The organism is [Rhizobium] kunmingense (assembly GCF_977018605.1).
On the sequence record NZ_CDRNXG010000001.1, the window covers coordinates 79,148 to 90,729 of the forward strand.

Sequence of the window (11,582 nt, forward strand, 5' to 3'; positions counted from 1 at the left end):
CGGGCTCAGAGCGCGCCGATCGCTTTCAGCTTCTTCAGCACCGCCTCGTCCGGCTCGCCGGTTTCGGCAAGACGATAGTGTTTCTGAAAGCGGCGGATGGCGGCCTTGGTCTGGCTGCCGGCGACGCCGTCGACCTCGACATCGGTATAGGCGATGTTGGTCAGGCCCTTCTGGATCTGCAGCACCATCTGGGTCGATTGCACGGCGCTGCCGGGGCCGGCGGTGGTGACCGTGCGGCGCGGCGCAGGCGTGGAAGCGGCCGCGTTACGGGTGGCACCCGGAATGTTCGACGGCGGCGTCATGGCCGGCTGGCGCTCGGCGGCGCGGATGGCCGCCGTGACCGGATCCTCACCACGCGCCGGCGCGCTGACGCGCTGCACACTCGCCTGCTGAATGCCGGCCTGTTGAATACGGGCCGGCTGTTCGGCCGGACGGGACGCGGCGCGTTGCGGCTCGGCCCTCTGCGGCGCGGCGCGCTGGACCTGAGCGCGTTGGACCGGGGCGCGGGGCGCTTCGGAACGGGGGGCCTGGCGCGGGATCGGGGTCGGCAGCACGGTGGCCGCAGGTGCTTCAGGCGCCGCCTGTTGCGCGGCGCGCGACGGCTGCTGCAATACGGCGAGAAGCTCGGGCGTCGGTGTGCCGCGCTGCGGCAGGCCGGCACTTTCTTCGAAGAACAGGATGGCGGCCTGGGTGCGCGGTCCCATCAGACCGTCATCGGCACCGTCATAGAGGCCGCGGCGCGACAGTTCGCGCTGGATACCGGCAACAAGCGTGCGCTCGTCACCTGCGGATGGCGATGCGGCATCCGGCTGGCCGGCGATGATCGAGCGGATGTCATCCACCGGTTCGGCCGATTGCGTCGGCGTGCGGGCCTGCTGCTGCGCAGGAATGGCGGCCGTGCGGGTTTCGCTGTCGGGCTGCGGGGCCTGCTGGCCGCCTGCCGGCGCCCGCTCGATGCGGAATGTGGTGACGTTGTCCGGGTCGACCTGGCGGTACGGACGGTAGCCGGCAATGGCATTCGGATCGCTGGCGTCACGCGTGGCGAGGAACGGCGACGGGTGACCGCCCGGCTGGTACCACAGCGCATTGGCGGCAACGAAGGAGAAGGCGACGAGGAAGGTGGTGGCGTAGAGCGTCGGCTTGGGATTGCGCAGGATGGCGCCGGCGATGCCGCGGCCGGCGCCGGCGGCACCGGTTGCGACAGCCGAACCCGTGCCCGCCAGAATGCGGGACGAAAGGCTTGGCGCCTTCTTTGTCCGTCGCCCGTTAGGCGATTTTCGCTTCCGCGTGGTCATCGTTTGCTTCCAGGTTCCGTTCCGTCCGCTCCATCGCGGGCCTTGCCATCATGACCTTTTCGATCGGGGTCTTCAACTGTGCCGTATTGAGACGCGGCGGGAACTCCACCGTTTCCTCGACATCGTCGGCCGAAACCGCATCCGGGCCGTCTGCCGGCAGCGTCACGGTGACGACCGTGCCTTCACCCGGACGGCTGGCGATATTAAACGTACCGCGATGCAGCGAGACAAGTCCCTTGACCAGCGCCAGACCGAGGCCGGTGCCTTCGTAGTGACGGCTCAGGCCATTTTCCAGCTGGGTGAAGGGTTCGCCCAGCAGCCCGAGCTTGTTCGCCGCAATGCCGATGCCGGTATCGCTGACGGTGATAACCAGATCGTGGCCGCGGATCGCCGCATCCATCGACACGACGCCACCGCGATCGGTGAACTTGATGGCATTGCCGGCAAGGTTGATGAGGATCTGCTGCACGGCGCGGCGATCAGCCACCACGTCCGGCAGCGATTTCGGCGCGCGGGTGGTGAGCGTGACGCCCTTGTCGCGGGCCTGGAGATCGAGCATGGCGCGGCAGGTCTCGATCGCTTCCGAGGGAGCGAAGGGTTCGACCAGCAGCTCGTAACGGCCTGCCTCGATCTTCGACATGTCGAGCATGGTGTTGACGACCGACAGAAGATGGGCACCCGACTGGCGGATCAGGCCGACATATTCGCGCTGGCGATCATTGGCCAGCTTGCCGAAATACTCGCCGGCCAGAACATCGGAAAAGCCGAGAATGGCATTGAGCGGCGTGCGCATCTCGTGGCTGACGGCGGCGAGAAAGCGCGACTTCGTCTCATGCGCCGAAAGCGCTTCCTGACGGTAGGTCTCGACCTCGCGGCGCAGCGCCTCGGTTTCGGCAAGATCGCTTGCCTGGGCAAAGACCTGGACCAGTTCGCCGTCGGCATTGCGGATGGCGGTGAAATCGAAGCGGACGGACAGGAACTGGCGGCCATCGACGGGCGACAGCGCCTTGTGCACGCGGACATCCGTTTCGGCGCGCGAGGCACCCTGGCGCAGCACGTCGAAGGCCTGAAGCAGCGCGATCTGGTCCGACACATGGACACGCTCGGCAAGTGTCTCGCCTGCGGCATTGCGCAAGGCGGCCGGGAACCGGTCGGCATCACGGCCGCCGACACGGGCAACCCTGCCCTGCGGATCGAGCGCGAGGGTGAGGCCGGGGCAGGCATTGAAGGCGAGATCATCGGCCGATACGCAGGCCGACGGCATCTCCATGACGGGGCGACCACGGGCGAAGGCGACAGCGGCCAGGACGAGAAAGACAGCAAGCACGGCGGCGGCGCCGACCGGCAGCGCCAGAACCGGGCTTATAAGGAGAGTGAGAGCGGCCGGAACAAGCGGCAGCGCCACGGCTGCGGCAACCACGAGACGGCGCAGGAGTACGATATCGGCGGCGCGGACGGTGTCGCCACCGACCTGCAAAAGCCAGCGCGCAGCGGTCGCGTCGACCACCTTCACGGCTCCTTCTGCAATGTTACTCAATACGCGCACACAATACCCTGACACGGCCTGATTTCCGCGGTCACATTAGGCGTCCGCGGCTTAAGGAAAGGCTAAGAATGCGCGATTCGACAGTTTGTCAGAAGCCCGTTTTCCGGGTTTGGCACAGATAGAGAGGCCGTTTTCCCTTCATGGTTAACGCCGGGTAAGCGACGGAATTGGTTTGATTTTTTCTGACGCGTTAACGTTTGTGGCAAAGCCTGGCGGCGCAATCGCCTTGCCTTCGGCGCAATCGCCCCATTTATGCTTAACGCGAAACGCTAAAATGCGACACGACGGCCGAAAACGGAGGGGAAAGCACCGGCGAAAAAGAAATTCCGTTCAAATTTTAGATAAATCCGAGCGTTGCAATCAAAGCCGTGTTTGCTTCCCCGGCCTAGGGTCATGTCCAAGAGCGGCACAGACCGCTGCCCCGGCGGGACACACCCGGCGAGGGACGACAGATAAACAGTTCCGAAACGGGACACGCCCTCACGGGCACCAAACAGGGCAACGGGCAATGTGGTTTCTGATCAAGGGAAGTGTGTGGTTTGCAGCCGTGCTGGTGGTGCTCTCCTACTTCAGCAGCAAGCCGGCAATCGAGATCGAAGGCGCCAATGGCAGTGTCCAGATGGGCGACGCGATCTCGGCGGCAACCGAAGCCTATAATTATGTCACGGCGATCTGCGCCGAGAAGCCGGATGTCTGCGTCAAGGGCGGCGAAACGCTATCGGCGCTCGGTGTGCGCGCCACCGAAGGCGCCCGCGTTGCCTTCGAACTGCTCGACAAGCAGTTCGGTGCAAAATCCGCCGACATCGCTCTCAAACAGGACCCGGAGCCGGCCGCCTTTCCGCAGGATATGACCGCGTCCACGACCCAGTCGATCGCCGCCGTCAGCCCGGCGGAAGCAAGCGCATTCCACACCGGCTCGATCCCGCTGCCGATGAAACGCCCGGTCCAGTGACCCGCCAGCGATCTTTCCCGGCAATCGATCAAGGAACGATCGGCAGATAACCGGGATAGCCAAAGACTTCACCACTTGCGCCGGGCCTCCAGTGCCACGGACCCCGGCGCCTGACTGCCTGCCCTAAATTCAGCGATTGCTGACGCCGCAAGGAGAAATCCTTGCGGCGATTTTTTTGGTGCGGGTGGCTGGGGGAACTATCCCGGGCGATTGCGGAGGAATCTGCGAAACGGCATCAATCTCCCGTTGGCTTTTTGGTACGATGCCACCGCGCACAGCCATGACTTGCATGGCACACAAAATTCCCGCTAGATAAAACAAAAAAGACGCCCCGATGGGCGCCTTTTCTTAAATTTGGGAAGTCGAGGATTCGTAATGCCCTGAGGCAAACTGCCAATCTGATCTCGACTTTTCAGGGATAAATATATGGGCAATAGAGGGGAGCGTCAACTTGCCTTTGGAGGATGCGGATCTTGCAGAGATTACCAAACTTCTCTCTCCCGAGAGATTGGGCAACCTCCACCGGCTGACCGGCAACTCGCGAACAGCCATCGAATTCCATCAGAAAACCCTGCGTCTCGGGGCGGACCTGATGAATATCATAGCCGTCATAGAGATCGCCTTGAGAAACTCGATATGCGACAATCTCGGACAGTATTTCAGGCAGGCCGGTTGGCTGTTGAACCCTCCCGCTCCTTTCCAATGGAAGGAAAGCGAGAGAGCCAAGATCGCTCAAGCCGTTGATAGCGCGCGGCGCGCCGAATATTCGAAACGGTCACAGCAGGAGAAGCATACGCTGGATGCACATGCCTTTCCTGAAGGACGGCCGGCAAACCTGCCGCATATGCAACGATCAAAGCTTCGCCGTTCGCATATCCAAGTCACCGACGGCAAGATCATAGCCGAGCTGACCTTCTATATATGGAAACGTCTTTGCGGGCCGGACTACGATCACACGCTTTGGCGGCCAACACTAAAAAGAACTTTCCCAAACAAGCGGGTGAAGCGAGCGGCCATCGCCGACAACCTTGAGATCATCTACCAGTCGCGCAACCGACTTGCCCATCACGAACCGGTGCTGCACAGCCGGTTTGCACAGACAATCGCCGCGATCAAATATATCGCCCAACACCTCGAAGCGCGCCTTCCGGGCGACCAGACGCCGCTCTATCGACTTATCCTCGACGACCTGACGGCAATCGAGGCGCGGGCCGCTATCCTGCATGGTGAGCTGGACGCCTATCGAACATGACTGGTGGGGTCGCGTGGCTGCACAGTCAGTATCGCTGTCTTCACCCGCTGCCCCCTCACCTCTGCGCCAATTTTTCCTGTTTCCCGGCGGCAAAACACCTATATGGACACTCCAGACGAATTGAGACCGGACAAGACCATGGCCCAGATTGATCAGATCATCGACGACTTCGCCTTTCTCGACGAATGGGAAGATCGCTATCGTTATGTGATCGAGCTCGGCAAGGCCCTGCCGGATCTGGCAGAGGACAAGAAGGTGGCCGGAAACAAGGTTCAGGGCTGCGCCAGCCAGGTGTGGCTGGTCAGCCATGCGGCGGATGACAGCGCCGACCCGGTGATGACGTTCGAGGGCGATTCCGATGCGCATATCGTGCGCGGGCTGGTCGCCATCGTGCTCGCAACCTATTCCGGCAAGCATGCGTCCGAAATCGTCGCCACCGATGCGATCGAGGTGTTCGACCGCATCGGGCTGGTCGAACACCTGTCGTCCCAGCGCGCCAACGGATTGCGCTCGATGGTCAAGCGCATCCGCGAAGAGGCGCAAGTGAAGGCCGCCGCCTGATCTTGCCGATCATGGCCGCCTTGGCTGTCCCCGCCTTCCCGTCGTGATTGCCCCTCATCCGGCATGTCATCGGCAGCGCCATCAACCGGGCCCCTCGCCCGGCCGGGCGGATATGCCGTAGGAGCCCGCATCCGGGCGAAAATCGTCGGCACCCCAGTGATGGCTGCGGCGGGCGTTTTCGGATCTCTGCGGCGGGGCGTAATGCCGGGCAAGCGACAGAAGCGCGGTGCGCAGCATCAACTTGGCCGAACGGGCCGGCCACTGGCGTTCGCGCTCCACCAGTTCCAATCCCTTGCCGAAGCAGCAGATATCGGCGGCAACGCCGGAAAGCTCCGGTCCCATCGCCTGCATGGCACGGCCGAAGCGGGCTTTCGCCTCGATGGCGCTTGCCGCCAGATCCGCCATGCCGCCCGCTTCCCCCCGGCTCTTGCCGCGCGACGACAATTGCGGCTCCCAGGAAGAGGTGATGCGCGGCTGCAGCCGGGCACGGGTGAAATCACCGGCGAGGCGTTCGCCGGCATCGAGTGCGGCCTGCGGAAAGAACGGCGCGCCCTGCTTGTCCTTCAGCCGCAACAGCGCGGACAGCGGCGATTCGTCGAGGTTGCGGGAAACCGCCTGCCGCGTGCCGTCGATGATGAGGGTCTCGGCCGCGAGATCGCGGTGCTGGTCGGTGAAGGCGCGTTCGTGGCGGTCGGGGCCGGTCACGAGGGCGCGCTTGAGGAAGCTGCGCGCCTGCGGCGTGGCATGGAGCCCATCTGCCTTGCGGATCACGACGCCGCGCGACACGGCGTCATCGACCAGCGCAGTATCGAAGGCCCGCGCATCCGCCTCGCCCGAGAGCTTCAGCAGATGGCGGACGAGGCGCAGCAGCGGCGCGGACGGACGGTCCTTGCGGTCGGGACCTGCGGATTTCGGCGCGCGCTCAGGCATCGGCACCTCCCTCGACGGCGATATCGCAGGGCCTGAAGACGGCGATGACCATGCGTTCGATCGCAGAGACGAAGGCATCGAAGGCTTCGTCGTCGCGGCGATCCTCGACGAAATGGCAGGCATGGCCGACCGTCGAGCGATCGCGACCGAAGGCGGCGGCGACATCCGCATGGGGAATGCGCAGCGCCACATGGCAGACATACATGGAAATCTGGCGGATATGGGCGGCGATGCGGCGGCGGTCACGGCGCAGCGCGACGCGTTCGCTGACCATATGCGCCATTTCGGCCGTCAGACGGGCGATGATGCGGCAGACGAGCCTTGCCGGAAGGCTGCCCTGATACTGTGGCGCGGATGAGGATGCGGACGCCACAGGGGCGGCATGGTGGCCGGTTGCGTCAGCGGCAGTGAGATGGGCCGTGACTTGCTCCGTGACATCGGCGCCGACAGTCGCTGCGGCGGCCGAAGGGGCGGTCGCGGAATGGGCGGGGACGACCGTCACGAGATCGGCATATGCCTGCGCGGCGCGTCCCGCCCGTGCCGACCGGCGCGCCATGGCGGCGGCCCGGATCATCTGGGGGGATGGCGCATCGGATGCCGCGCCGGTGGGGATCGGATTCTCAAAAACCATGAATACTCCCTCGCAATATAGGAATTAATTCATATCACATTGCGCGGGAAACGAAATTACGGGCGCAGTCACATTTTGACATGCGGCTGAAAACGCTCGTTTCTTTCTACCGATAGCGGGATGAAAATGGGATTTATTTCCCATTTATGGCTCATTTCAGGACGTCGGGCATGAAAAAGCCGGGCGAAAGCCCGGCCTGTTTCACGTCCATTCGAATGGTGGTTGGTGCAATGCCATGCCACCCGGAGCATGTCCGCCTTTTCATGAAAGGCGGAGCTGTCCTGTCGCTCTGGTGCACTACCGTTTCGTACCGGGCAATTCTGCCACGAAACCGCTGCACAGCCCTGCCGGACCTTGCTTCGTCCATCGGGCCGTCGGCACCATCAGGCCGCACGACCGATTTCAGGACCAGCCGGCGATATAACCCGAAGGCGACCCGTGTGATCGGGCCGTCCACCTATCTCCGACGAACGGGGACGCGTGCAAATCCGTTGCCGGTCAGACGCGGGCGCGCTTGCGGCGCTGGCCGAGACCCATTTCCTTGGCAAGACGCGAGCGGGCTTCGGCATAGGCCGGGGCCACCATCGGATAGTCGGCCGGCAGGCCCCACTTCTCGCGATATTCGTCGGGCGTCATGTTGTAGTGGGTCATCAGGTGGCGCTTCAGCGACTTGAACTTCTGGCCATCCTCGAGGCAGATCAGGTAATCGTCTTCGATCGACTTCTTGATCGGAACCGGCGGCTTCGGCTTTTCAACCGCAACGGCAACCGGTGCCGGCGAAGACGTGCCGCTGAGCGCGGTGTGAACATCCGCAATCAGACCCGAGAGGTCGCCGACCGGAACCACGTGGTTACTCACATAGGCGGCCACGATATCCGCCGTCAGTTCGACGAGCAGTTCCGGACCTTTGCCCAGTGCCATATCTGTCATTTCCAGTCTCCTGTTTGTATTCATTACGGCGCCGACCGCGACCTCCGCGGCTGCTATCCGTAGTGGAGCCTCTGAGCAGCACCGCCCTTTCCCGCGCCTGTCAAAAGACCGGACCTACCCCTAGGTCCTGCGCAAAGAAAATCGGTATAGCTGCCAGATGTGGTATCAACATACGACCACCAGCATCCCATCTCCAAGTTCATCTTCATCATCACCAGCGGCCACGACGAGCTAAACCTGACAATTACGGCGGAAATGCTTTGGCCAAATCAACATCATCACTCTACTATTCATCAAGTAGCATTACATTTTCAAAAGTCCAATTGCGAAATCTAGTAATGCTCAGGGTTTTCTGATCATCTTCGATACGCTTTGGATTTTTACTGCTGATACTGCGTCGGATTTACAATCAGAGCGCGCCGGTTTGCGCTGCTTCCACGCCGGTTATTCATCCGCGCCCGTCTTCATTTCGTTCGCCACGGTGTGCGGCGCCATCCGATAGCCCGCCTTCAACGATGCAACCGCGAGTAGATGTGCCGAAACGGGCGCGGTCAGCACAAAGAAGAAAAATCCGGCAAGCGCGCGGGCAAGTATAGCGAAGTCCGCCGAATGCAAACCGACCGCCAGAAGAAGAAGACCGGAACCGACCGTGCCGGCCTTGGAGGCCGCATGCATGCGCGTATAGACGTCCGGCAGTCGATTGAGGCCGATCGCCGCGACAAGCGCGAAGGCGGCGCCCAACAGAACGAGGATGGACGTCAGGAGGGCGATGACGAGATCGATCATGGCTGCTCCTTCTTGCGGCGCGCCGGCTTTTCAGGTGCCGGCGTTGCCGATACCGGCTTCTTCGAGGGCCGTTTTTTCGGTTCCGGCTTTTTCGGCGCGGGCTTTTTCGACGAGTGCTTTTTCGGCGCGGGCTTGCCGGAAGCGATAGCCTTCGCCACCGGCGGGACAGCATCCGGGGCCGTATCCGCAGCCGTGGCTCTCGCCTGCGGCCGGGCGCTGACGAGGATGAAACGGGCAAAGGCGACGGTGGCGAGGAAGCCGACCAGGCCGAGCGCAATCGCTATGTCGATATAGAGCGTGAAGCCGGTGCGGATGGCGATCAGCGCGATGAAGCCGATGACGATGCCGACCAGCATGTCGAGCGCCACGACCCGATCCGGCAGTGTCGGCCCCTTCACCACCCGCCAGACGGTGAGCAGGAAGGCCGCCGTGAGGATGGCGAGCGCGATCCAGCCGGTGATTTCGACGATCAGTTCGGCGGCGCTCATCGGAAAGCCTCCAGGATCTTGCGCTCGAAGCCCTCGGCAATATCCCTTTTCGTCGCCGCGATATCGGAGCAATCGATGGCGTGGACATAGAGAAGCCTGCGATCGGCCGAGACGTCGACCGACAGCGTGCCGGGGGTGAGCGTGATCAGATGGGCGAGAAGGGTGATCTCGAAATCGCGGTCGACGGTCAGCGGAAAGGCGAAGATGCCGGGCTGCAGGTCCATCTTGCGCTGCGTGACCAGTGTCGCCACCTTCCAGGCCGACAGCGCCAGCTCCTTGAAGAACAGGATGGCGAGCGAGGCGATGCGGCCAAGCCGCAGGAGATAGGTTCGCGCCGCCATCTCATCGCGGACGATCCACAGCGCGACCGTCGACAGGACGAAGCCGAAGACGAGATTATGAATGGAGGCGCTGCCGGTGATCGCCGCCCAGACAAGGGCAAGCAGCAGGGAAAGCAGATAGACGATCATCGAGCCGCTCCTTCCGGAAAGACGGAGAGGATGTAGGCACGCGGATCGGCAAGGCTGTCGGCCGCCGCCTGCGCCAGTTGCAAAAGCGGCTCGGGGAAGAGGCCGAAGGCAAGGACGATGGCCGTCAGCACCACGAGCGGAATGCCGGTGCGCCAGTTCCAGGTGTCGTCGCTGCCTGTCGCGGTGGCGGTGACCGCGTCATCCGGCGCAGGGCGCCAGTAGGCGAAAAGGAAGGTGCGGGCGAGCGCGATGGTGACGAGGAAGGCGGAGACGAGTATGGCGGTGGCCAGCCACCATGCGCCGATATCGAGCGAGGCTTTCAACAGCGCCACCTTGGGCCAGAGGCCGGAGAACGGCGGCAGTCCGGTGGCGGCCAGCATGAGGGCAAGCGAGACGCCGGAAAACCACGGCGACTTCGCCCACAGCCCGCCGAGCGACGACAGGCCCCAGGAGCCGGTGAGCCGATAGGCCTCGCCCGCCATCAGGTAGAGCGCGGTCATGGCGATGACCGAATGCAGCGCATAGAGGATGGCGCCCGAGACGGCCGCCGGAGAGCCGATCGCCACGCCCGCCAGCATGTTGCCGATGCCGACGATGACGACATAGCCGATCAGGCGGCGCAGGTCGTTCTGGGCGAGCGCGCCAAGCGCGCCGACGACCATGGTGGCGACGGCGGCAATGCCGATCGCAAGGCTGAGCGCCTCCCGCTCGACGGGGAAGATCATGATGGTGACGCGGATCAGCGCATAGATGCCGACCTTGGTCAAAAGCCCGCCGAACAACGCCGAGACTGTGATGCGCGGCGTGTGATAGGAGGCCGGCAGCCAGAAATTGACCGGGAAGGCCGCAGCCTTCATGCCGAAGGCCAGCACGAACAGCGCGGTCAGGGTGATGAGCGGCGCGCCCTCGCGGATGCCGTTTTCCTTGCGGGCGATATCGGCCATGTTGAGCGTGCCGAAGATGGCATAGAGATAGCCGACCGAAATCAGGAACAGCGTTGTGGCAACGAGGTTGAGCACGGCGTATTTCAGCGCCCCCTCGATCTGGCGCGGTTCGCCACCGAGGATGAGCAGGCCGAAGGACGAGATCAGCAGGATCTCGAACCAGACATAGAGGTTGAAGATATCGCCGGTGAGGAAGGCGCCGGAGACGCCCGCCATCATGAACATCAGGAAGGCGACGAAGCCGTGGCGCAGGCCCGAGGCATCGATATCCTTCAGCGCAAAGAGCGCGGCGAACAGGGCCGCAATCGCCGCGGCGAGCGCCATCGCGGCGCCAAAAAGGTCGGCGGTAAACGAGATGCCGAAGGGCGGCAGCCAGCGGCCCATCGTCATGGTGATCGGGCCGCGCTGCCAAACCTGCCACAACAGAAGCGCATCGAGGATGACGAGCAGAACGAGGGCCGAAACGCCGATGACGGCGTGCAGGCGTACCGACTTGCGGATCATCATCAGCATAGCGCCGACGGCGATCATCATCGTCGGCGGGGCGACGACCAGCCAATCGGCAAGCTGAGGCGGGGCCATGACGAGGGCGGCCGCTAGATCGACCGGCGTGGAAGTGGGCGCGGCCATCAGAGGAGGTTCCCGTGTGATGCGGTCGCCGGAAGAGACAAGCCCCCTCCCGAGCAACCTGGCGCGAGCCACGTTTCTCGCCCCGTCCTTACGCCCCCCCACAAGGGAGAGGGCTTAACCCAGCCGCACCGCCGAGGTCCGATCAAGGCAGAAGCCAGCTGCGCGCC

General features: G+C 63.4%; 12 protein-coding genes. 3 read left to right on the top strand and 9 right to left on the bottom strand.

Going from position 1 to position 11,582, the window contains the following annotated elements; genetic code table 11:
• Positions 1–5: 5 nt before the first annotated feature.
• On the bottom strand, positions 6–1,295 hold the full coding sequence (locus AC0JZ4_RS00435) for a peptidoglycan-binding domain-containing protein (protein WP_471884503.1): 1,290 nt from the start codon (positions 1,293–1,295) through the stop codon (positions 6–8).
• Positions 1,267–2,841: a sensor histidine kinase gene (locus tag AC0JZ4_RS00440; protein WP_471884504.1), complete on the bottom strand. Its 1,575-nt coding sequence runs from the start codon at positions 2,839–2,841 to the stop codon at positions 1,267–1,269. The genes AC0JZ4_RS00435 and AC0JZ4_RS00440 overlap by 29 nt, the downstream gene beginning before the upstream one ends.
• Positions 2,842–3,349: 508 nt before the next feature.
• Between AC0JZ4_RS00440 and AC0JZ4_RS00445 the strand changes: the two genes are divergently transcribed.
• From AC0JZ4_RS00445 to AC0JZ4_RS00455, 3 genes are all read left to right on the top strand, one after another.
• Positions 3,350–3,793 carry a DUF5330 domain-containing protein gene (locus tag AC0JZ4_RS00445; protein ID WP_471884505.1) on the top strand — a complete coding sequence of 148 codons (444 nt, stop codon included), beginning with the start codon at positions 3,350–3,352 and terminating at the stop codon, positions 3,791–3,793.
• Positions 3,794–4,244: 451 nt separating this feature from the next.
• Positions 4,245–5,045: a hypothetical protein gene (locus AC0JZ4_RS00450; RefSeq protein ID WP_471884506.1), complete on the top strand. Its 801-nt coding sequence runs from the start codon at positions 4,245–4,247 to the stop codon at positions 5,043–5,045.
• 138 nt (positions 5,046–5,183) lie between these two features.
• Entirely contained in the window at positions 5,184–5,606 is a 423-nt protein-coding gene (locus AC0JZ4_RS00455) for a SufE family protein (RefSeq protein ID WP_471884507.1), read from the top strand.
• Positions 5,607–5,687: 81 nt separating this feature from the next.
• On the opposite strand, the gene AC0JZ4_RS00460 is transcribed toward AC0JZ4_RS00455, so the two are convergent.
• From AC0JZ4_RS00460 to AC0JZ4_RS00490, 7 genes are all read right to left on the bottom strand, one after another.
• Positions 5,688–6,536, bottom strand: a complete 849-nt coding sequence (locus AC0JZ4_RS00460; RefSeq protein WP_471884508.1) for a DUF6456 domain-containing protein — start codon at positions 6,534–6,536, stop codon at positions 5,688–5,690.
• The gene (locus AC0JZ4_RS00465; protein WP_471884509.1) at positions 6,529–7,167 is read right to left on the bottom strand and encodes a helix-turn-helix domain-containing protein; all 639 of its coding nucleotides are present in this window, start codon (positions 7,165–7,167) and stop codon (positions 6,529–6,531) included. The genes AC0JZ4_RS00460 and AC0JZ4_RS00465 overlap by 8 nt, the downstream gene beginning before the upstream one ends.
• A 498-nt stretch (positions 7,168–7,665) precedes the next feature.
• Complete coding sequence (locus AC0JZ4_RS00470; RefSeq protein WP_471884510.1) at positions 7,666–8,097, bottom strand: Ros/MucR family transcriptional regulator; 432 nt, start codon at positions 8,095–8,097, stop codon at positions 7,666–7,668.
• A 444-nt stretch (positions 8,098–8,541) separates the two neighbouring features.
• Positions 8,542–8,883: a monovalent cation/H(+) antiporter subunit G gene (gene mnhG, locus AC0JZ4_RS00475; RefSeq protein WP_471884511.1), complete on the bottom strand. Its 342-nt coding sequence runs from the start codon at positions 8,881–8,883 to the stop codon at positions 8,542–8,544.
• Complete coding sequence (locus AC0JZ4_RS00480) at positions 8,880–9,371, bottom strand: cation:proton antiporter (protein ID WP_471884512.1); 492 nt, start codon at positions 9,369–9,371, stop codon at positions 8,880–8,882. Before AC0JZ4_RS00480 ends, mnhG begins: the two co-directional genes overlap by 4 nt.
• Entirely contained in the window at positions 9,368–9,841 is a 474-nt protein-coding gene (locus AC0JZ4_RS00485) for a Na+/H+ antiporter subunit E (RefSeq protein ID WP_471884513.1), read from the bottom strand. Before AC0JZ4_RS00485 ends, AC0JZ4_RS00480 begins: the two co-directional genes overlap by 4 nt.
• Positions 9,838–11,415 carry a Na+/H+ antiporter subunit D gene (locus AC0JZ4_RS00490; RefSeq protein ID WP_471884514.1) on the bottom strand — a complete coding sequence of 526 codons (1,578 nt, stop codon included), beginning with the start codon at positions 11,413–11,415 and terminating at the stop codon, positions 9,838–9,840. The genes AC0JZ4_RS00485 and AC0JZ4_RS00490 overlap by 4 nt, the downstream gene beginning before the upstream one ends.
• Between the last annotated feature and the right edge of the window lie 167 nt (positions 11,416–11,582).

Bases quoted from the DNA above. Each gene is read 5' to 3' on its own strand.
- AC0JZ4_RS00465 (WP_471884509.1), bottom strand. From the start codon at position 7,167: ATGGTTTTTGAGAATCCGATCCCCACCGGCGCGGCATCCGATGCGCCA.
- AC0JZ4_RS00455 (WP_471884507.1), top strand. From the start codon at position 5,184: ATGGCCCAGATTGATCAGATCATCGACGACTTCGCCTTTCTCGACGAA.
- AC0JZ4_RS00470 (WP_471884510.1), bottom strand. From the start codon at position 8,097: ATGACAGATATGGCACTGGGCAAAGGTCCGGAACTGCTCGTCGAACTG.
- AC0JZ4_RS00445 (WP_471884505.1), top strand. From the start codon at position 3,350: ATGTGGTTTCTGATCAAGGGAAGTGTGTGGTTTGCAGCCGTGCTGGTG.
- AC0JZ4_RS00460 (WP_471884508.1), bottom strand. From the start codon at position 6,536: ATGCCTGAGCGCGCGCCGAAATCCGCAGGTCCCGACCGCAAGGACCGT.
- AC0JZ4_RS00480 (WP_471884512.1), bottom strand. From the start codon at position 9,371: ATGAGCGCCGCCGAACTGATCGTCGAAATCACCGGCTGGATCGCGCTC.
- AC0JZ4_RS00485 (WP_471884513.1), bottom strand. From the start codon at position 9,841: ATGATCGTCTATCTGCTTTCCCTGCTGCTTGCCCTTGTCTGGGCGGCG.
- mnhG (WP_471884511.1), bottom strand. From the start codon at position 8,883: ATGATCGATCTCGTCATCGCCCTCCTGACGTCCATCCTCGTTCTGTTG.
- AC0JZ4_RS00490 (WP_471884514.1), bottom strand. From the start codon at position 11,415: ATGGCCGCGCCCACTTCCACGCCGGTCGATCTAGCGGCCGCCCTCGTC.
- AC0JZ4_RS00435 (WP_471884503.1), bottom strand. From the start codon at position 1,295: ATGACCACGCGGAAGCGAAAATCGCCTAACGGGCGACGGACAAAGAAG.